Genomic DNA, 22322 nt, shown 5'->3' on the forward strand with positions numbered 1-22322 from the left:
TTCCTCTCTATGATATATCGTATTGAATCTGGACCGCCTGCCATTTTGTATCTGCGGCAGCCAGGGTTTCAATCTGACCCCTGATTTGATCCAGTATAGCACATTTTTCACACTTTATATATAAAATTTTTCTGTAGATGTCATTAACTTTGTATACTGGTGCCGGAACCGGACCGATACACTCGGCACTTTCGCGCAGCCGCCGCGCCGCCATTTCCGCACATTTATCCAGCACCACCTCATCGCCGCAGGCAAAATAAACCGCAGCCATCTGGCAGACTGGTGGATAACGAAGCAGCCTCCGGTAATTGATCTCATGGCTGTAAAACAGCTCATAATTCTGCGCCGCTGCCGCCTGCACGGCATAGTGTTCCGGCCGGTACGTCTGGATGACCACATCGCCGGGCTTCCCGGCGCGTCCCGCTCTGCCAGCCGCCTGCGTCAGAAGCTGGAACGTCCGCTCCGCGCTGCGGTAATCCGGCGTATTTAAGGAAAGATCCGCCGCCAGAATTCCGACCAGCGTCACTCCTGGAAAATCATGCCCTTTTACAATCATCTGCGTGCCGATCAGAATATCTGCCTCACGATTTGCAAATGCCTCCAGAATCGCTTCATGTCCGCCTTTTTTTGCCGTTGTATCCGCATCCATCCGCAGGATCCTCGCATCCGGAAACCGAATTTTCGTAAATTCTTCCATCTTCTGCGTTCCGGCCCCAAACCCGGCAATATACGGTGATCCGCAGGACGGACACTGCTTCATCAGCGGAATCGTATAGCCGCAGTAATGACAGACCAGACGGTTCTTCCCGTGTAGTGTCAGGGAAACATCACAATGCGGACAGGTCACCGCCTTTCCGCAGGAACGACAGGAAACAAAATTGGAATAGCCGCGCCGGTTCATAAAAAGCATCGCCTGCTCGCCACGTGCGAGTCTCTCTGTCAACATTGCATCCAATGACCGGCTGAACACCGATTTATTGCCTGCCTGCATCTCCGCACGCATATCAGCGATCTGTACCTTCGGCAGGATACTTCCCGCCACTGCCCGGTGATGCAGGGGCAGAAGCACATATTCGCCATTCTGAGCCCGCAGATACGATTCCAGAGAAGGAGTCGCTGAGCCCAAGACCAGCGAAGCCCCGGAAAGCCGGGCGCGCTCCGCCGCTACTTCCCTTGCATGATAGCGCGGCATCGTCTCGCTCTTATAGGCGCCCTCATGTTCCTCGTCGATCAGAATCAGTCCCAGATTGGAAAATGGGGCAAACAGCGCCGACCGCGGTCCGATCATCACGGAAACCTCGCCCCGCGCCGCCCGTTCCCACTGATCATAGCGTTCTCCCGCAGAGAGACGGGAATTCAGAATCGCGATCTGATCGCCAAATCGCCGGTAAAACCGCATCACCGTCTGATATGTCAGCGAAATTTCCGGGATCAGCAGAATCACCTGCTTTCCATCCCGCAGGACACGCGCCATCAGCTCCATGTAGACTTCGGTCTTTCCACTTCCCGTAACGCCGTGAATCAGATACGTTTCACGTTTCCCCATCTCATAATCCTCACAGAAACGGTCAACCGCCGCCTGCTGCTCTTCATTGAGATGCACGGTCTGTCCGGCTGGACGCGGCAGTTTTGCATGGTTTAACCCGCGTTCCTCACGGGAAACTTTCACTGAAAGCTGTCCCTGTTCCTCCATCGGGCGGATCGCCGCCAGGGTCAGGTCAAGCTCCCGTCGGGCAAATTCCATCGGAATATCCAGATTGTCCCGGAATGCCTCAAGGAGCCGCACCCGCGCCTTATAATGCCGCTTCTGTGCCGCCAGGATTGCCGCTTCCAGCTCTTCCTGTTTTAAAAGACAATGCAGCGTCTTTTTCTCGCGCGGTTTTATCTTTTCCTTGACGGGAAGTACGGTTTTGAGCGTCTGGTTCATCGTCGCGCCATAACGTTCCCGCATCCACCACGCCAGACGGATAAGCTGAGATTGCACCGACATACTGCCCGGTGCGATCCCAGCTATCTCCTTGATGCGGGATGGGTCATACTCCGCCGTATTTCCCATTCCCACCACATATCCAGTCCGAAGTGAATTACCCTTTCCAAACGGTACCGTCACGCACGTTCCCGCCGTAATCTCCTCCGCCAGCTGCGCCGGAATCCGGTACTGAAACGGGCGATCCACCTTCTCATGGGATATATCTATAATAATATCCGCGTATTGATACGCCATGATTCCTTCTCTTTCTATTTCTAATTCAAGTCGAACGTCCGTGAGATTTGGCGCGTGATTCTGGTCAGCGAAGCTGACATATTCTCTACAGAATCACTGCGCATCCTCGCGGAGCGTTTATCTCAGTCGGAGAATGGACTCCTACTGAGACAAACTTGCTATTACTTACCACCTGAAGAGGTGGGAGTCTTCTCGACTGAGATAAACCTCGCTGCCGTCTCCCCCAGCTTCATACTGTTGGAACCCTTGAACAGGACTGCATCTCCCTCACCGATCTGTGCATCCAGCCAGTCAAGCATATCTTCTTTTTCGTCCTCTTCAAACGAAACGACATGCAGATCCGGTTTGACTTTCTTTGCTCCCTCGGCGATCGCCTGCGCCAGTTCGCCATATACAACCAGGATATCGACCGGTTTTTCCGCCAGAAACGCACCAACTTCACGGTGGAACTGAATCGTATTCTCTCCCAGTTCCTTCATATCCGCCAGAACCGCAATTCTGCGTCCTGCCGGCAGGGAAGAAAGCACACCTATCGCCGCTTTCATCGAATCCGGGCTTGCATTGTAGGTATCGTCCACGATCGTATAACCATTTTTATGATAAATCTGCTGACGGTTCTTGAACCCGCCAAATTCAAGCAGCTTTTCCGCTGCATCGGCAAGCGGCACATCGTAGGCATCCGCAACCGCCAGGGCAGCCAGCGCATTCATGACATTGTGCTCGCCCATAACAGTCAGCTTCACCGGGACGCGCACCTCGCCGTGTACCATCGTAAAGGACGGAAATCCATCCAGATATGAAAGATCCTCGGCGCGGTAGTCGTTATCTGCTCCAAGTCCATAACGGACGGTATGGCAGCCTGCTTTTGCATGCACGGTAGAAAGCATATCATTATCTCCATTTACAAACAGGATTCCGCCTGCCTTCATACCGTCCTGGATATGCAGCTTTTCTTTTAAGATATTCTCGCGGGAGCCCAGATTCTCAATATGCGTCACACCGATATTCGTCATGACTGCCGAATCCACCGCCGCAATCTCCGCGATCACCGCCATCTCGCCCGGCTCACTCATTCCCAGTTCCAGCACGCCGATCTCATCATTCTCAGAAATCTCCGAGATCGTGAGTGGCACACCGATCTGGCTGTTGTGGTTTGCCGGTGTCTTGAATGTCTTATATTTCGCTGAAAGCGCCGCCGCCACCATTTCGCGCGTCGTCGTCTTTCCCACGCTGCCGGTGATACCAACTAACGGGATAGAAAGGCGTGCCCGCAGGCAGCGTCCGATCGTCTGCAATGCCAGTTTCGTATCTTTCACCTGGATCAGGGCGCCGTGAAAGCCCTCCGGTGCCGCCTCATGCTCCGAAGTCAGTGCGGCTGCCGCCCCATTGTCCATCGCCTGAACCAGGAAACGATGCGCGTCTGATTTCTCCCCGATCAGCGGAACAAACAGATCCGCCCCGCGCATACTCCGGGAATCAATGCTGATGTGTTTTAACTCTGTATCTGCATCTCCGCAGAGCAGTGTTCCCGACACTGCTTCCACGATATGTCTGACTGTAATATGGTCCATATTTTGCCTCCAAATTGATTACATATGCAGCTTCTTCACCGTCTCCTGCACTACTTCCCGATCAAGGAAATGATAGCGCACGCCCTCGATCTCCTGATAATCCTCATGCCCTTTTCCGATGATCGCGATGATATCGCCATCCTCCGCATGGGACAAGCTGTACTCAATCGCTTCGCGGCGATCCGGGATTTCAACGTATTTGCCGTCGGTTTTTGCAAGTCCGACCTTGATATCTGCCAGAATATCTTCCACTTTCTCAAAGCGGGAATTATCCGCCGTGATGATCGACAGATCTGCCAGCTTTCCGCCAATCTCTCCCATCGAGTACCGGCGATCGCGCGCCCGGTTGCCGCCGCATCCGAAGACGCAGACGAGACGCTTCGGCTTGTAGTCGCGCAGCGTCAGAAGAAGACTTTCCATGCTGACCGCATTGTGGGCGTAGTCAACGATCACGGTGCACTTTGCTGATTTATATACAATCTCCATCCGTCCATCGACCTGGATATGTTCCAGCGCATGGCAGACTTTCTCCTTCGGCAGATCAAAGAAGCTGCACACGCCCGCTGCCGCCAGCGCATTGTCCACGTTAAATTTGCCCGGAATGCCGACACGCAGATCGCTCTCATATCGTCCATGCGTCTGAAATTCGACGCCCACGAAATCATGTTCGCGTACATAGTGAATGTCATCCGCTGTAAAATCAGCCGCCTGTTCCAATGAAAAGGTCAGGATCTCTGCTGTCGCCCCTTCTACGATCGCATCAAAGTTCGGATCATCGCGGTTGACCAGCGCTGTCCGGCAGTTTTTCAAAAGCTGCTTTTTGTAGTAAAGATATTCTTCAAAACTTGCATGTTCATTCGGGCCAATATGATCATTGGAAATATTCAGGAAAATTCCATAATCAAAGAAAAGTCCGTCTACCCGGTGCATCAGGTAGCTTTGGGAAGAAACCTCCATCACGATGTAACGGCAGCCCGCTTCCACCATTTTTGCAAAATATTCTTGCAAAATGTAGGATTCCGGCGTCGTATTTTTGGTTGGATAATGATTCTCACCGATCACAGCGCCGTTCGTTCCGATGAGACCCGTCTTCTGTCCGGCTGCCTCCAGAATCGCCTTGATCATATAAGTGGTAGTCGTCTTTCCCTTCGTGCCGGTCACACCGATCGCCGTCATCTTCCGCGCCGGATAATCAAAACGTGCCGCCGAAAGAAGCGATAGCGCGTTCCGTCCATTCTTCACTTGAATGACCGTCACGTTCTCAGGTGCCTCAACCGGATGCTCGACCACCAGAACCGGCGCGCCCTTTTCAACCACATCCGGGATAAAGGTATGCGAATCGACGTTTGCCCCGCGCATACACACAAACACCGTCCCCGGCGCCACCTTTCTTGAATCGTAGACCACCTCGTCAACCTCCGTCTCCAGGCTGCCCTGCAATAATGTATACGGCAATTCTTTCAGCCAGCTTTTAAGCTTCATAGGATACCTCCTGATTTTGATATTTTATAATGATTCCGCTTTTTAATATCCTTCTTCCATCATGTTTTCAAACTGCTCCATGCTCATCAGCACCTTACGCGGCTTCGTGCCTTCTTCCTCACCGACCACGCCTGCATCTGCAAGCTGATCCATGATACGCGCGGCACGGTTGAAGCCAATCTTAAACATACGCTGCAGCATGCCGATGGATGCTTTGTCTTTCTCAATAATAAATTTACCTGCCTGTGCAAAATAGGCATCGCGCTCACCGCCGCCAAAGCCCACATCCATCGCCGTCGAACGGATCTTGGACTCAACCTCGGCGCTGTACTCTGCGGTCAGCCCCTCCTGTTTCAAAAATCCGACCACATCCGAAACCTCATTGTCGGACACAAACGCGCCCTGTACACGCTGCGGTTTCTGATAACCCGACGGATAGAACAGCATATCGCCCTTTCCGAGCAGTTTCTCCGCGCCGTTCATATCAATAATGGTACGGGAATCCACTCCGGAAGAGACGGAAAAAGCAATTCTCGACGGAATATTTGCCTTGATCACACCGGTGATGACATTGACCGATGGTCGCTGCGTCGCAATCACCAGATGAATGCCCGCTGCACGCGCCAGCTGTGCCAGACGGCAGATCGAATCTTCTACTTCGCCCGGCGCTACCATCATCAAATCGGCAAGCTCATCCACGATAATGATGATCTGGGGCAGTTTCTCCGGTTTCTTCGGATCGTCGATATCCGCAATCGACGCAACCTTGGCATTGAAACCCTTAAGATCGCGCACACCGTATTTTGCAAACTTCTGGTAACGGTCGGTCATCTCTGCCACCGCCCAGTTGAGGGCTCCGGATGCCTTTTTCGGGTCGGTCACAACCGGAATCAAAAGATGCGGAATACCGTTGTATACACTTAACTCTACCACCTTTGGATCGATCATGATGAGCTTGACCTCGCTCGGCTTTGCTTTATAAATCACACTCATGATCAGCGTATTGATGCAGACTGATTTACCCGATCCGGTCGCACCCGCGATCAGAAGATGCGGCATCTTCGCAATGTCGCTGACAACCGTCTGACCTGCGATATCTTTTCCGACCGCGAATGCCAGCCGGGACGGATATTTCTTAAATGTCTCCGACTCCAGCAGATCGCGCAGCAGAACCACATGGTTCTCCTTGTTCGGAACCTCGATACCGACTGCCGCCTTGCCAGGAATCGGCGCCTCGATACGGATGTCCGCCGCTGCCAGATTTAACTTGATATCATCCGCCAGCGCTACAATCTTGCTGACCTTGACACCCTGCTCCGGGTGAAGCTCATAGCGGGTAACCGTCGGTCCACAGCTGATGTTTGTAACCGTCACACCCACGCCAAAGTTCTGGAGCGTCTGCTGCAGCTTGATCGCCGTCTCCCGGTACTCCTGATCCGAGAAATCGGTCTGTCCCGTGCCACGTTTTAAAAGCGTCAATGGCGGGAATATGTATTCTTTCTGGATCTTCTTTTCTTCCTCTTCCTTGCGCTCGATCTGCTCTGGAACCGTTAGTTCCTCAACTGGAAGTGCTTTTCGTTCTTCCCGTTTCTGCTCCAGTTTTTTCTGTATCGCCTCTGTATCTGTCTCGATCACCTTTCCGGATGCAGTCACGACCGTTTTGGAATCCTCCGGGACAAAGAAACTGCCCTTTGCCTCGCCCCGTTCCGATTCCAGCGTCTTATAATAGCCATCAATTGGCTCGGAATCTGTTTCCCCAGATATAGGTCCGTTCCCTTCATTCTCATTTTCCATCGAAACGGTTTCCCACTCGTCTTCCGATGGTTCAAAGACATCCTGATGCCCTAAATCTGTATGAACCTCCTCCGCGGTCAAACCGGAAACCGCCTCCGCAGCCGGTCTCTCCCGTGTCTCTACCGGATAATAGCCTGGACCTTTCTGACTCTCGCCGCCGGCAAATTCTTCCATCGTCCGGGTATCACGGCGTACATACAGGCGTTTCAGTAACTGGTCGCTCGCACTGTCCTCTGTCTCTGCAGGCTCCTCCGCAAATTCTGTCTCTCTTACCGCCCGCGCCGTCTCGCGCTCCGCTTCTTCCTGAAGCTGGGATTCTGAACCAGCGTATGTATATGGATCCTGCTCCGATTCCACTGGTTCTTCTTCGTACTCCACCGGATCTTCTTCATACTCCACCGGTTCCGGTTCTACCGCTCCGCCGCCGTGAAATATCTGACCGCGAAATACATCTGCCGGATTCTTCTTCTCTACTCCCTGTCCGGAATCCTGTGCCAGATTTTTTCCCTCTGCCGGAACATCGGTCCAATCATCATAAGCCGCTGTCTCATCCTGCAAGTTTTCCTGTCTTCCATGCATCTCACGGAATTCCTCCGGTGCGTCCTCCGGTCCCAGCACGGTTCCCTCCGGGACTCCTTCCAAGAAATTCCGCATCACTGGCAGCTCGGTCAGCTTGGCGCCCTCAAGATCAACGCCACGAACCCGCTGTTCCTCCCGCAGACGGCGTTTTTCTTCCTTTTTCTCCTCATGTATCTCACGGCGGCGGCTCATATCTTCTTTCGCATACTCATACGCCCTTCCGCTGCCCTGTTTAACGAAGTTTACCAGGGAACGCTCCGTAATGCACACAGCACCGAGTGCCAAAAGCACCAGCAGAATCAGAACTGCTCCGATCGTTCCCACTGTTCCGCACAACAGCAACATCAGAATGCCACCGATAAAGCCGCCTCCACCTGCCTGCGCGTAATAATCGCCCAGATTCCAGTCCAGATGCTGACCGCCTCCCATGAGAAGCTGGGAAAGTCCGCAAAGTGCCAGAAGCACCTCGCCAACCGCCACCAACTTGGCTACGGCTTTCTGGTTGCCTCGGTTTGAAAGATAAAAACAAGTTCCCATAAATAAAAGGAATGGCACCAGATACCCCATCACGCCGAATACGCCAAGCAGAGTCGATCGCAGAAAACTTCCGACAAAGCCGCAAAGCCCGAAATTGCTCAAAAACAAAAGTACCGATATTGCAAATGATACAATAATCGCCACTTCCGTTCCCATAAATGCCCCTGTACCACTTTTCTCCACCGGCTCCGGCGCCTGGCTGGCGCGGCTTCGGCTTCCTGTTCCTTTCGCGGTGCCTTTTCCGGACGAAGCTTTCTTCTTCCCCCCACTCTTTTTCTCGTTCAGCGTCTCCTCCGCTTTCTTCGCCGCAGGGGACTTTCTGGATCGCCCGGCTTTTTTCTCTGTCCCAGCTGTTTCCCCGGCACGCTCTGTACTCTGTCTTTTCCTGCTTGTATCTGCCACCTGTCTCATGCCTCCAATATTTCCCATGTATCTGCGGTTCCTCCTGTTTCACAAAATACAGCCTCCCGCAGACTGCTTTTCTCATTTTACATTCTTATTATCTCATTCAGTATACCCAAATTCAGGAAAAAAAGCAACGCTTTCCTAAAATTTTCGCACGTATGTTCTACTTTCTTTTCAGATTTTCACTAAAATCCGTCTTCGTCATCCGGTCGTGTGCATCTATTTCCTGTTTCTTCCCATCGATCGCCCGGTTCAGCCATGCAAGCGCTTCCCGGATCCCGCCGCATTCATCGATCAGTCCCTCCTGGACCGCCTCCCCGCCAACCAGGACCGTTCCCAGATCTTTTGTCATCATCTCCGTATTGAGCATCAGGCTCCGGAGGCGCTCATAGGAGATCTGACTGTGTCCGGACACAAAGCTTAAAATACGATCCTGAATCATTTCAAAATAATCATACGTCTGCACGGCACCGATCACCATCCCCGTCATCCGTACCGGATGTACCATCATCGTCCCGGTCGGGACAATAAAAGAGTGATCGACCGCCACTGCGAGCGGCACACCGATCGAATGGCTGTCCCCGATGACCAGTGAAACGGTCGGTTTGCTGAGCGAAGCAATCATCTCCGCCAGTGCCAGTCCACAGCTTACATCGCCGCCCACCGTGTTAATCAGGACTAAAACTCCCTCCGTCTCACCGCTCTCCTCGATCTCCGCCAGCTTAGGCAGAATATGCTCATATTTCGTCGTTTTCGTATTGCCGGACAAATTTTCATGTCCCTCTATCTCTCCGATGATCGAGATTAATTCAATGTGATTGCCATTCTTTCCCGTAATATCCGTCTGTCCATTTTCACGCTTCTGAATCGGATCCTCCTGCGCCTGTTCCCGGTTTTCTCCCGCCTTATCTGCCTGCTTGTCCCACGCTTCATTTTCCCATTCCCTGTTTTCACGATTTGCCCGAATCATATTTTCCTCTTTTCTGCGCTCTTTTCATCTTACACGCGGATTCAATGTTTTTTCTCAACTGCCTAATTCATTCTTAGTATTCTGTCTTCCTATTATCTTTATTCACTGAAACCGCTTTTTATACAAACAAGGATGTACCTTGGCTCATTCGGGCGTCTCGCACGGTCACTTGCGACATGTTTCTGCTTCGCGCGAGTGCGCATCCCCGCGGAGCGTTTTTTATTTCATAGGACACAATTTCCTATGAAACAGAAAAAGAGAGCTGGGAAAAGCTGCCTTTTCTCCCTGCTCTCTTTCAAATAATTTTTATTAACTTTTCATGAAATTAATCGCCCAATACGTTGACGATCTTCGCCGGGGTACGATAATTCCAGGTGGAAATCTTGATACCGGACCTTGCATTCGACGCATGGCACACGCGTCCGCCGCCAATATAGAGTGCTACATGATTGATTGTTCCGCCGCTGTTTGTGTAGAAGATCAGATCGCCCGGACGCATCTGGGAGGAACTGATACTTCTTCCTGCTCCCGCCTGGGAACCCGAATGATGCGGCAGGCTGACACCAAAATGCGCCATAACCGACATCGTAAATCCAGAACAGTCCGCACCGTTTGTCAAGCTTGTACCGCCCCATACATATGGATTTCCAAGGAACTGGGTCGCGTAGTTTGCGATCTGCGCACGCTTGGAGGAGCCGCTTGAAGATGCTTTCTGGCTGCCAGAACCACCTTTACTGCTGCTCTTGCTTCCAGAGCCTCCCTGGCTGCTCGCCGCCTTGGTCTCAGGCTCCGGTGTCTCCTCAACCGGTGTAAACTCGATCGCCTCATTTAACGCATACCGCACATCGACAAATTCAGTCGCTACATAGGCACTCGTCTCATCCAGTGCAATCTGCACCCAGCCATCCTGCTGGCTCATAACCGTATACCGCTCGCTGTTGGAAATCTGCGTCCAGATCGGCGCGTCCGTGTTGGGTTCCGTACGGGCATTTAGACGGTCTGTCGATACAATCGCCATCAGCTGTGCAACCTGCAGTGCCTCCTGCTTCGCCGCATCTCCTGTCAGGATAAATTCAGATTTAACATAGCCGGTAACCGGACCGGACTTGATCTTGTACCAGCCGCCATCCTCTGTCGTTTCCAAAATCTCACCACCGGACTTGCTTGTCATCTTACCGATGATCTTCGCATCTTCCTTCGGCTCCACACGGATATTTAAGTAGTTATTGACATTGGAAATACCCAGATTGTCATACATGTTGAGAACCATCGTCCGCAGATCCAGCTTACGCGCCTCATTTAACGCATAGCGCACATCCGCATAATCCGCTGAAATATAGCCCCCGCTGATCTGAATCCAGCCGTCCTGCTCGCTGACAATGGAATAACGCTCATTTTTCAGTGCCTGTTCCAGCACCTGCGCATCCTCACTCGGCTCACTCCGGATATTCAGCTTGTCAGTCGTGATGACCGCCATCTTCTTGACCAGCTCAAATGCCTCTGTTTTTGCCGCCTCGCCGGTCTGTACAAATTCTGAACTGATGTAGCCCTCCAGACCGCCGGAAGATATCTGATACCAGCCTTCCTGGGAATCGTCCAGAATCTCGCACGCACTGCCGCCCATCAGTTTGCCAATGACATCGGAGGTTGTACTGGCGCTCTCACGCATATTAAGATAACCAGATACATCCACAATACCCAGATTCTGGTAGGACTCGACTACATTTTTCTTTTCTTCGTCCTCTTTTGCCTGTTCCTCATCCTCCGGCAGCGTCTCTCCGATCACGGTTTCCTGCACCTCTGCCTCGGATGCCGATGCCACCCGGGCGTTTCCAGAACCTCCGAACGTGCCGCCCTGTGCCAGCTTCACGATGATAACCAGAGCCAGCACCACAATGACAGCACAGCCTCCGATCATGAACCAGTGCATCGGATCTTTGCCATTTCGTCTCTGACGTACTTTCTGCAGGCGTTCTTTATAATCTTCTGTCTTTTGCTCTTCCATCTTATCCTCTCCCTATCAGTCTCCCAGCATATTGACAATCCGGTACGGATTCCGGTAATTCCAGGTAGAAATCTTGATGCCGCTTCTCCGGCTCGCCGCATGGACGATCTGACCATTGCCAATGTACATCGCCACATGGTTGACCGTTCCCTTGCGATTCGTATAGAAAATCAGATCGCCCGGACGCATCTTCGAAGAATCAATCTTCGTACCCGTCCGCGCCTGTTCCCGGGACACCCGCGGCAGGGACACGCCCGCCACATGGCTGTATACATACTTTGTAAAACCAGAACAGTCCACACCCGAATGCGGGTCATTACCGCCCCAGACATAACGGTTTCCGACAAACTGAAGCGCATAGTTGACAATCTGGGTCCGCAAGGATTCCTTTTCTTTTAATGGGGTAAATGGGATCGCCTCCGGCAATGCATAACGCACATCTACGAAATCAGTCGCCACATACGCACTCGTCGTATCGAGCGCAATCTCGACCCAGCCATCCTGCTGGCTTATAACATCGTAACGCTCATTGTTAGAGATCTGCGTCCAGATCGGCGCATCCGTGCTCGGCTCCGTGCGGGCATTCAGGCGGTCGGTTGAAACGATCGCCATCAGTTCTGCAACCTCCATCGCCTCCTGCTTCGCCGCATCTCCTGTCAGGATATACTCCGCCTTCACATATCCAGTGACGGGACCCGACTGGATCTTATACCAGCCGCCGTCCTCGCTCGTCTCCAGAATCTCTCCGGCAGACTTGCTCGTCATCTTACCGATGATATTGCCATCCTCACTTGGCTGATCGCGCACATTCAAGTAATTATCCACACTGGAAATACCTAGATTTTTGTATAAATTCAGCACCATCGCACGCATATCCAGCTTCCGCGCCTCATTGAGTGCGTATTTGATCTCCGCATAATCCGTAGAAATATAACCGCTCGAAATCTGAATCCAGCCATTCTCCGGCTCACCCTCGACCACATAGCGCTCATTTTTCAATGCCTGACCGACAACCTCAGACTCCGTGTTCGGCTCTTTTCGGATGTTCAGGGAATCTGCCGTGATGAGCGCCCGCTTTTCAACCAGTTCCAACGCTTTTTTCTTCGCCTCATCCCCGGTCAGAACAAACTCTGAGCTGATATAACCAGAAATACCGCCAGATTCGACCTGATACCAGCCTTCGGTTGAATCATCCACGATCTCACACGCACTGTCGCCCATCAGCTTGCCGATGATGTTGCCGTCCGTGCTCGCCGTCTCACGCATATTCAGATAACCGGACACCTGCACGATACCCAGATTTTTATAGGAAGCTACCACTGCTTCTTTCTCTTTGCTCTCCTCCGCTCTGGACTCTTCGGATGCCTCGTCCTTCGAAAGCTCTGATGCTGTCGCCGCCCCATTCTTTGCAGTTCCGGCTCCCGCCTGACGGCTGAGCAGGGACTTGCCTGCAAGCGCTGCAACTGCAAGGGCAATTACCACCCCTGCTGCTATCACTCCGAAGCGCAGGTTCTGACTCTTATCTTCGCCCTGGCGCCTGCGCGAATGTCCCGCGGATTCCCGGACCGGCTTTGGTGTCTGATCCTGAGCTGTCTCTGATTCCTGACTCTGAACTGCTTCCGGCTCTTGAATCCGCTCCGCCGCTGGCACCTGTTCTGACTCCTGCGTTTCTTTTTTATTTTCTTCTTCTAACATATGGATCGCTCCTGATTTTTCTTGAAATTATGACTTAATATCTTAAACGTAATTTTTATTTTATCATATTCGTAGGGAATTGCCAAGGAAGGATGTGGAGGAAAAAATGAATTTTCTATAAATGAATTATTACAGAAGTGTTAAGTTGTAGATAAACGGTTAAGTCGTGAAAGGTGGAATTAGTTGGAAATATGGGAGAGGAGAATGCCCTCCGACCGCCCGCGCCGCCGGAGGGCATTCTTTCTCACTTATAGTCGTGGTTTTTAATTTGTTGACCCACTTTTCATTCCGTATACTTTTTGTCTGTTATCGGTTAATGATTTTGATAAAAGCCTTCAAATCTTATAACCCCTGCTTATTTGGCAAGCATCATACGGTCATTCGCAAATTCTTCTCCGCTTACCTTTTCAAATCTCTCTAACAGGTCTTCTACCTGCAGATTCTTCTTCTCTTCCCCTGCTACATCGTAGATAATCCGACCTTCGTGCATCATAATCAGACGGTTGCCGATCTGAATCGCATCTTTCATGTTATGGGTAACCATAAGCGCGGTCAGATTTTGTTCATCTACAATCTTTTCGGTGAGATCGAGGACTTTGCGGGCTGTTTTGGGATCGAGGGCGGCGGTGTGTTCGTCTAAAAGAAGGAGCTTTGGCTTCTGGAGGGTTGCCATCAGAAGGGTGAGCGCCTGGCGCTGTCCGCCGGAGAGTAAGCCCACCTTGCTGGTCATACGGGTCTGAAGCCCCAGGTCGAGCTGTGCCAATGCCTCACGGTAGAAGTCCTTTTCATTCTTTTTGATGCCCCAGCCGAGTCCTCTGGATTTGCCGCGGCGCAGTGCCATGGCAAGGTTTTCCTGTATCTCCATATTGGCGGCAGTGCCGCGCATCGGATCCTGGAAGACTCTGCCGATATATTTAGCGCGTTTGTATTCTGGTTCCCTGGATATGTTTACACCGTCGATCTCGATTTTACCAGAATCAATCGGATATACGCCTGCGATCATATTTAACATGGTGGATTTTCCAGCACCGTTTCCGCCGATGATCGTCACGAAATCGCCCGGTGCCAGGTGTAAGTTGATACCGTTTAAGGCTTTTTTCTCATTAACAGTTCCTTTATTAAAGGTTTTCTTTACATTTGTTATCGTCAGCATTACTCCTCGCCCCCTTCTGAATAATCTTTTCTCAGCCGATATTTAGCGAGTGCTACCGGAACACAGAGTGCCAGCGCTACAATGACAGCAGAGAGCAGCTTCATGTCGTTTGCGTCCATACCCATGCGGAGTACAACCGCACGAATCACAAAGTAAATGACCGAACCGACAACCACGGAGGTCAGTTTCCAATAAAAAGAGGTCAATCGTCCCATCAGGACTTCGCCGATGACGATCGCCGCCAGACCAATGACGATCGCACCCGTACCACTTCCAACATCACCATATTTCTGGCTCTGGCAGACGAGTGCGCCGGAGAGAGCGACCAGACCGTTGCTGACCATCAGGGATAAAAGCTTCGTCATACGAGTGTCCACGCCCAGCGCGCGCACCATATCCTCGTTGTTACCGGTTGCACGCATCGCGCTTCCGATCTCGGTTCCGAAGAACCAGTAAAGAAACAGAATAGCCGCCACAGCCAGCACAATTCCAACGATCATCGATGCCTGTGCCTGGGTCATCCCGAAGGAAGCAGCCAGACCACTGATAAGTGTCTTGACTTTCAGAAGCGGCAGATTGCTCTTTCCTCCCATGATCCGGAGATTGATCGACCAGAGGGAAATCTGGGTCAGAATTCCTGCCAAAATCGCTGGTATCTCAAATACAGTATGAAGAATACCCGTTACCGCACCAGCCACGACACCGGCTGCCACTGCAACTAAAAGTGCCAGCACCGGATTTACTCCTTTGTTGACTACCAGGACTGCACAAACGCAGGCACCCAGCGCGAAGCTTCCGTCTACCGTCATATCCGCGATATCCATCAGGCGGAATGTAATATAAACTCCCAATACCATGATTCCCCAAAGAACGCCCTGTGCGACCGCGCCCTGCAGGGATACTAATAAACCGCTCAAACTTTTACCTCCCCGTGTTTCGTATTTTCTTCATCTGATTAACTGTAAAGACTGCCAGATCGGCATATTTATTTTATGCTTCTGATCTGACAGTCCATCTCATTTGAAGTTTAGGTCTTTCTGGTACTCTTTATTTCTCAAGTCCAGATACATCGATTCCCAGCGTCTGTGCTGTCTCTTCATTGACACTCAGCTCGCACTTGGAAGCGTCCAGATAACCGATCGGCATCTTAGAAATATCGGCGCCCTCAGTCAGGATTTTAACGGCCTGCTCACCGGTCATGTAGCCTAACTGGTAGTAATCAATACCGTAAGTAGCAAGACCGCCTGCATCTACCATGCCCTTCTCGCCGCAGATAACCGGAAGTTTATTCTCATTTGTTACCATCGTTACGGTTGCAATACCAGCTGCGATCATGTTGTCGGTTGGTGTGTATACGCAGTCTACATTGCCAACCATAGATTCTACAACGGTAGGAATCTCATTGGAATTGGAAACGGTGTAATCTTCATACTCAATACCGGCTGTGTCGAGTGCTTCTTTCGCCATATCAATCTGAAGAACGGAGTTTGCCTCCGCGCTGCAATACAGAAGTCCGACCTTCTTTACATCTGGAATAATCTGCTGCATCAGGTCAATCTGCTCTTTAACCGGAGTCAGATCAGAAGTACCCGATACGTTGCCGCCCGGAACCTCGTTGCTCTCTACCAGACCGGAAGCCGCCGGATCGGTAACAGCGCTGACAAGAATCGGAATCGAATCCGTCACACCTGCAACTGCCTGTGCTGCCGGGGTTGCGATTGCAAAAATCAAATCATCTTTATCGTTGACCAGTTTCTCTGCGATCGTCTGGCATGCAGACTGCTCGCCAGCTGCATTCTGCTGGTCGATCTCGTATTTGATGCCTGCATCGTCCAGCGCTGCCACGAAGCCCTCATTGGTCTTATCCAGTGCCACATGCTGGGTCAGCTGTAATACACCAATCTTATAGGTCTCGCCGTCTGCTGTCTGCTCTGCCTCTTTGCTTTCTTCGCCGTCTGCGGACTCCGCTGCTGTCGTGTCCGTACTTGCTGTCTGTCCTCCGCAGGCTGCCAGGGATGCCGCCATCGCGCCAGCCAGCATCAGGGCTGCTAATTTCTTTGTCTTTCTCATAATATCATCCTCCTGAACCTTTTCAACGTATGTAACAGATTTTCCTCTTATGCATCAAACCATGATTTATTTTTCACTTTAAAGAGCTGAACTGTTACGCTTTAAAGCAATCATACTACAAACTCCAAAAAGAGTCAACCTAAAATTCCGCTGTTTTTTAGGGAATTCAGGTTGACTCTTTTTTATTTTGCTTCCGCAATCTGCAGTTTCACCGTAAACGTTGAACCTTTTCCGACTTCCGACTCTACCTCCACGCTTCCATGATAAAAATTCACGATATGCTTGACGATCGAAAGACCAAGCCCGGTGCCGCCCTGTTTGCGGCTGCGCCCTTTATCCACCCGGTAAAACCGCTCAAAAATACGGCTCTGGCTCTCCGCCGGGATGCCGACGCCGGTGTCGCGGACCGTCAGTATCATATCCGCGCCCCAGTGCTTGACCTGCACCCAGATTTCGCCGCCCTCGTTGTTATACTTGACCGCGTTTGTCAACAGATTGTTAAACAGCTCCTGCATCTGGCGCAGATCGGCACGAATCGTGAAATTCTCGCACTCTTTATGGACTGTGATGCCGCGCGACGCCGCCTGCGCGGCAATCGAAGACAGACTGTCCTCCAGCAGTTCCACCGTGCGGATTGTCACAATATCTGCTTTCGCACCGCGTGATTCCAGACGGGAGATCATCAAAATATCATCCACCAGGTTCGTCATCCGCATTGCCTCTTTTTTTATGCGTCCCAGAAAATCACGTGCCGTGTCCGGATCCTGTGCCATGCCGCTTTCCAAAAGCTCGACATAACCGCGGATCGAAGTGATCGGTGTTTTCAACTCATGCGATGCATTGCTGAAAAACTCCTGCCGGATCTGTTTTTCTTTCTCGATGCGCTCCAGATATTTCTTCATATTCCGGGACATCCGCGTCGTCGTGTCCGCGATGACATTGATCTCCTCATACGGACATTTTTCAAACTGAAAACGCGTGTAGTCGTCATCCATCCGCACCATTTCGCTGGAAATTTCCTGCAAAGGACGCGTGATGGACTGGGAAAACCGTTCCGCCTCCATTGCCGATGCAAAAAAAGCTATTCCAAAGCTCAAAAAAGCGGCCGGAATCAACATCAGGATATATTCACCCAAACCGGTTGAACAGGCAGAAAGGCGCAGTATGTATTTGCCGTCCGATGAACGGATCGCCGCGTACGCCATCTGCATTCCTAACGTTCCGGAACGGCGCACCGAATATCCATAGCCTGTCTCCAGCGCGTCCTTCACTTCCTTGCGCTCCAGATGATTTTCCATCTGATTCACCTGCGCTACTTCCGTATCAGCCACCACCGTGCCATCCATCCGGATCAGCGTATAACGGCTATTATTGTCGTTCGTAAGGTCGCTCAAATCCATCAGCTGTTCTTCCACATTCCCCGTATAATCCAACATACGGTCAACGGATTCCAATGCAAAATGCATGTCCTCCCTTGACCGTTTGAGCAATACACTGCTGGTAACCACCAGGGCGATAAATGTATTCAGAACCAGCGCCAGGAATAACAGATGAATAAATTTCGTCAAAATCGCTTTTCGCATCGTTTCATCACTTTCCCGCTTCTTTTTCCTTTAAAAACCGATAGCCCACGCCGCGCACTGTCTTGATCTGGGCTCCGGCATCATGCAGCTTCTGCCGGAGTGTCTTGATGTGCATGTCCAGCGTTCTCGTCTCCCCATCATAGTCATAGCCCCAGATATGGTCGAGAAGCTCGTCTCGCGTCACCACCCGGTTAATATGTTCCATGAGATATGTTAAAAGTTCAAATTCTTTGAGCGTCAGCTCCGTCCGGTCGCCGCAGGCAATCACCTCTCGCGTCTCCCGGTTGATGCTGACTTCACCGATCGTCAGGCTGGAAACCTCCTCTTTTGCAGGTTCCACCCGCTTTAAAAGGTTTCTGACGCGCGCCGAAAGCTCCAGAATACCAAACGGTTTCGTCATGTAGTCGTCAGCACCGTTGTCAAGTCCCTGTACAATATCCATCTCACGATCCTTTGCCGTCAGCATCAGGACCGGGGCTGCGGAAAAGTCCGGCATCTCCCGGATCTTGCGGATCGCCGCCATGCCGTCCATCCCCGGCAGCATCCAGTCGAATACAAACATCGCCGGATACTCCCGCTGCGCCTCCCTGCCTCTCCGGAGCAGGGCCGAGAGGTTGTCAAGCGCTTCCTCTGCCGTCTCAAATCCGCTGGCGCAGTAACCAAAGTTTTCCAGTGCCACGCAGATCAGATTCCGGATATTTTCATCATCCTCAATCACATATATCCGATATTTCATTACTGCATCTCTTCCTTTACGTAGCCAGCTACATTCTTGGCATGATCCGCGATTCTCTCATAATTTGCCAGTGCATCCAGGAAGATAACACCGCCCTCAATCTTGCATTCTCCATTGGAAAGACGGTTCATATGGCTCTCGCGCATCTCCTCCTCCATATTGTCAACCTCTTCCTCCCAGCGGGCAGTCTGACGTACTTTCTGCATGTCATGCGCCTGACGCGCCTCCACGGACGCCTCGACCGATTTAAGCGTTGCATCTGCAATCGTCCGCAGCTCTTTCAGCGCCAGATCCGAGAAATCAATATTCACATTCTCAATCCGTTTCTTGGCAAGCTCTGCTAAGTTTTCACAGTGGTCACCGACACGTTCAAGATCACCGATTGTATAATACATATTCTTAACGAGAAGATGCTGTTCATCATTCAAGGAGAGGTTGTTGATCTTTAAGAGATACTCGGTCAGCATTTTCTCCATGCGGTCGATCGTCTCTTCATTTTCAAATACCTGTTCACAGAAATTATCATCTGCATCTACTAAGGCTGCTGTCGCTATTTTCAGGTTGGCAACCGCTACCTTGCCCATGTTGACAACCTCGTTGCACGCCGTCTCAATCGCAAAGGACGGAGTTTCGAGGATACGGTCGTCTAAGTGACGGATCATCTCGGTCTCGACACTGTTTGCCGACCACTCTTTCTCTGTCTCCTTCGGCTTCGGAACAATCACATCCGATGCCTTTACCAGGAAACCAGCAAACGGGAACATAATGCAGGTGTTGACAACGTTAAATATCGTATGGAAAATCGAAATTCCCACACTGTCCGCACGCGTCATCGCAAGCTCCGGATTCATCATAAACACGATATATAAAGCAACGCCAAATACAACTGCACCCGTCACATTGAACAGAAGGTGAATGACCGCCGCACGCTTTGCCGTACGGGTCGTACCGATACAAGATAACAGCGCGGTCGCACAGGTACCGATGTTCTGTCCCAATGTAATAAAGACTGCTGACTGCCAGTTTACCATGCCGTTGATCGCCAGCATCTGTAAAATACCGACGGACGCGGAACTACTCTGGATGATTGCGGTAACTGCCAGACCGACTAAAATACCTAAAAGTGGATTCTGTCCCAGTACCCGGAAGGACTCGGAGAAGATCGGCGCATCCCGGTACGGCTCAATCGAACCGGACATGAAAGAAAGACCGATAAACAGGAGTGCAAAACCGATCAGGACTTCGGCACCCTCTTTTTTCTTGTGGCTCTTAGCAAACATCGTGATGAATGCGCCGATACCGAAGAGAACCGGTGCAAAGAACTCTGGCTTTAACACCTCGCCCCACTCACTCATCGACACAATCCAGCTCGTCACAGTCGTACCAATGTTGGCACCCATGATGATGCCGGTCGCCTGCAGAAGATTGATAATTCCGGCATTTACGAAACCAACGACCATAACCGTCGTCGCGGAACTACTCTGAATGATCGCGGTAACACCCGCGCCCACCAGCACGCCCAGCAAGCGGTTCGAAGTCAGGATCTCAAGCACACGTTGTAAACGGTTGCCCGCAAACTTCTGCAGACCATCCGCCATCGACTCCATTCCATACAGGAACATTCCCAGTCCTCCAATGAACTGAAAGAGTGTTCCCAAAGTACTAATAGACATACATATTCTCCCATCATCTTTTGATCTTTACACATAGTATGTCTTCACTATATCAAATAAATGTAAAAATAACCAGCAGGAAATGTAAAATCTGTGTAAAATCTGATATTCGCAACACTGTACTGCCTGAATGAGAGGATGGTTACAGGACAGCCCGGTATCACTCCTATGGTGCCGGGTTGCGAAAACCATCTTCCACAAACCGCCCGCTCGCAAACATCGCCTGAACAGCAGCCCGGTAGTCAGACAGCTTCTGTGCCTTCTTAATCCTCTTCAATTCTTTTTCACATCCCGGAAAATGGCACTGGAAATAGTACCAGAGTTCCTTCATTTTAAACAAAGTATTCCGGTCGCCGGACATGATTTCTGCATAACCGGTCAGGAGGCGATCGTGGAACTGCTGGAAGGATTGGAGATGATTCGAGGATGGCAGATTCCGCACCTCTCCAAAAATCCACGGGCTCGCAACCGCACCGCGCCCAAACATCAGTGCGGCTAATTTCATTTTTTTCTGCGTTTTACCGCTATCAGATGCTTCATCTTGTCCTACAATTTCTTTCATAAGTGCAGACGCATCCGCCGCCGAAAAAAGATTTCCATTATAGCTGACCGGGCAGCGGCTCTGCTCCAGCGCATACGCAAATGACTCCATCCGTATTTTCCCCTTATAATAGTCCTCGCGCACTCTCGGGTGTACAATCAGTTCTTCCAGCGGATAATGATTATAGATTGCGAGCAGGCGTGGAAATTCAGACGCTTCTTTCATGCCGATCCGGGTTTTGATCGACAAACGCACCGGCTTTCCATCCGCAGCGTGGATTTTTTCCAACCCGTTGCAGACTTCCTCCAGAAACAAGCTCAAATCTTCCGGCTCGACTAAAAATCCCGCGCCCTTTTTCTTCGTAACCACCGTCCCCGACGGACAGCCCAGGTTCAGATTAACCGTCCTATATCCATACTCCGCCAGTTCCTCGCAAACCCACAGAAAATCTTCCGCCGAATGCGTCAGAATCTGCGGGATCAGGCATAATCCCTGATTATGCTCTGGAAGAATATCGTTCCTCTCCCTGGATGTCAGCTTATGACTGGAACCTGGTGCAATGAACGGACTGTAATACCGGTCAACGCCCCCATAAATGACTGCATGCGCCTGCCGGAATACGTATCCCGTGATTCCCTCCATTGGTGCAAAATCTAATTTTACACTCCTTGCATCGTTCGCGCTTATACGATTCGCGCCCACTTTTAATGCCTCTGGCTGAATCATTTTCTTCACGCTTCATTTCCTCCCAGTGATATGATATAGATCGGATTCTGCCCTTTCATCAAATGACTGGAACCAATCTTCTCCGCTTTTGCAATCTGCATGGACAGAATCTCCGCCTCTATCCCGCGCTCTTTCAGGTAACTCATAAGCACTGTCAGAGACTCCAGCGCAATCAGGTTGATCACAATCCGGATATCTGGGTTCAAGCGGAACAATTCATCCAGAATCTCGCGCATCTGTCCGGTTGTTCCCCCGATAAATGCCCGATCCGGTCGGTGAACACTTACCTGTGCAAATGTCTCCGGCGCCTTTCCCGGCACGATCGTGACCGCCTCTGTTCTGGCTTTCTCACAATTTGCCCGGATCAGTTCAACCGCCTCTTCCTTATATTCAAACGCACACACATGAATCCCCGGACAGCTTACCGCCGCTTCCACACTGACAGAACCCGTTCCCGCGCCAATGTCCCAGAACTCACAGTCCTCATACAATTCCAGCTTGGACAATGACACGGTCCGCACCTCACTCTTCGTCATCGGGACCTTGCCCCGGATAAACCATTCATCTCGCATTTGCTA

15 protein-coding genes are annotated in these 22322 nt (G+C 51.2%); all 15 read right to left on the reverse strand.

Annotated features, from left to right (window positions below):
* Positions 1-7: 7 nt before the first annotated feature.
* The 15 genes from priA to cbiT all read right to left on the reverse strand — a co-directional run bounded on the left by priA (position 8) and on the right by cbiT (position 22316).
* The gene (priA, locus tag DWX68_RS02245) at positions 8-2224 is read right to left on the reverse strand and encodes a primosomal protein N' (RefSeq protein WP_118628490.1); all 2217 of its coding nucleotides are present in this window, start codon (positions 2222-2224) and stop codon (positions 8-10) included.
* 161 nt (positions 2225-2385) lie between these two features.
* Entirely contained in the window at positions 2386-3795 is a 1410-nt protein-coding gene (gene murF / locus DWX68_RS02250; protein WP_118482177.1) for a UDP-N-acetylmuramoyl-tripeptide--D-alanyl-D-alanine ligase, read from the reverse strand.
* An 18-nt stretch (positions 3796-3813) separates the two neighbouring features.
* Entirely contained in the window at positions 3814-5277 is a 1464-nt protein-coding gene (locus tag DWX68_RS02255) for a UDP-N-acetylmuramoyl-L-alanyl-D-glutamate--2,6-diaminopimelate ligase (RefSeq protein WP_118628491.1), read from the reverse strand.
* A 42-nt stretch (positions 5278-5319) separates the two neighbouring features.
* Positions 5320-8616 (reverse strand): DNA translocase FtsK, encoded by a 3297-nt coding sequence (locus DWX68_RS02260; protein WP_243027490.1) that lies wholly within the window; start codon positions 8614-8616, stop codon positions 5320-5322.
* Between the two features lie 139 nt (positions 8617-8755).
* The gene (locus DWX68_RS02265) at positions 8756-9562 is read right to left on the reverse strand and encodes an ATP-dependent Clp protease proteolytic subunit (protein ID WP_118628492.1); all 807 of its coding nucleotides are present in this window, start codon (positions 9560-9562) and stop codon (positions 8756-8758) included.
* 325 nt (positions 9563-9887) lie between these two features.
* Positions 9888-11567 carry an SH3 domain-containing protein gene (locus DWX68_RS02270; RefSeq protein ID WP_118628493.1) on the reverse strand — a complete coding sequence of 560 codons (1680 nt, stop codon included), beginning with the start codon at positions 11565-11567 and terminating at the stop codon, positions 9888-9890.
* 15 nt (positions 11568-11582) lie between these two features.
* Positions 11583-13262, reverse strand: a complete 1680-nt coding sequence (locus tag DWX68_RS02275; RefSeq protein ID WP_118628494.1) for a C40 family peptidase — start codon at positions 13260-13262, stop codon at positions 11583-11585.
* A 355-nt stretch (positions 13263-13617) separates the two neighbouring features.
* Complete coding sequence (locus DWX68_RS02280) at positions 13618-14415, reverse strand: ABC transporter ATP-binding protein (protein WP_117795542.1); 798 nt, start codon at positions 14413-14415, stop codon at positions 13618-13620.
* Positions 14415-15332, reverse strand: a complete 918-nt coding sequence (locus tag DWX68_RS02285) for an ABC transporter permease (RefSeq protein ID WP_118628495.1) — start codon at positions 15330-15332, stop codon at positions 14415-14417. Before DWX68_RS02285 ends, DWX68_RS02280 begins: the two co-directional genes overlap by 1 nt.
* Positions 15333-15462: 130 nt before the next feature.
* A complete protein-coding gene (locus tag DWX68_RS02290; RefSeq protein ID WP_118628496.1) occupies positions 15463-16485 on the reverse strand; it encodes an ABC transporter substrate-binding protein in 1023 nt (340 codons plus the stop codon).
* A gap of 182 nt (positions 16486-16667) precedes the next feature.
* Positions 16668-18068: an ATP-binding protein gene (locus DWX68_RS02295; protein ID WP_118628497.1), complete on the reverse strand. Its 1401-nt coding sequence runs from the start codon at positions 18066-18068 to the stop codon at positions 16668-16670.
* 7 nt (positions 18069-18075) lie between these two features.
* Entirely contained in the window at positions 18076-18804 is a 729-nt protein-coding gene (locus DWX68_RS02300; RefSeq protein ID WP_117795548.1) for a response regulator transcription factor, read from the reverse strand.
* A complete protein-coding gene (locus tag DWX68_RS02305) occupies positions 18804-20477 on the reverse strand; it encodes a Na/Pi cotransporter family protein (RefSeq protein ID WP_022358706.1) in 1674 nt (557 codons plus the stop codon). Before DWX68_RS02305 ends, DWX68_RS02300 begins: the two co-directional genes overlap by 1 nt.
* 166 nt (positions 20478-20643) lie before the next feature.
* Complete coding sequence (locus tag DWX68_RS02310; protein ID WP_118628596.1) at positions 20644-21744, reverse strand: tRNA-dihydrouridine synthase family protein; 1101 nt, start codon at positions 21742-21744, stop codon at positions 20644-20646.
* Between the two features lie 5 nt (positions 21745-21749).
* The gene (gene cbiT / locus DWX68_RS02315; RefSeq protein WP_117795550.1) at positions 21750-22316 is read right to left on the reverse strand and encodes a precorrin-6Y C5,15-methyltransferase (decarboxylating) subunit CbiT; all 567 of its coding nucleotides are present in this window, start codon (positions 22314-22316) and stop codon (positions 21750-21752) included.
* Between the last annotated feature and the right edge of the window lie 6 nt (positions 22317-22322).

The organism is Clostridium sp. AF20-7, from assembly GCF_003479275.1.
Taxonomy (GTDB): domain Bacteria; phylum Bacillota; class Clostridia; order Lachnospirales; family Lachnospiraceae; genus Otoolea; species Otoolea fessa.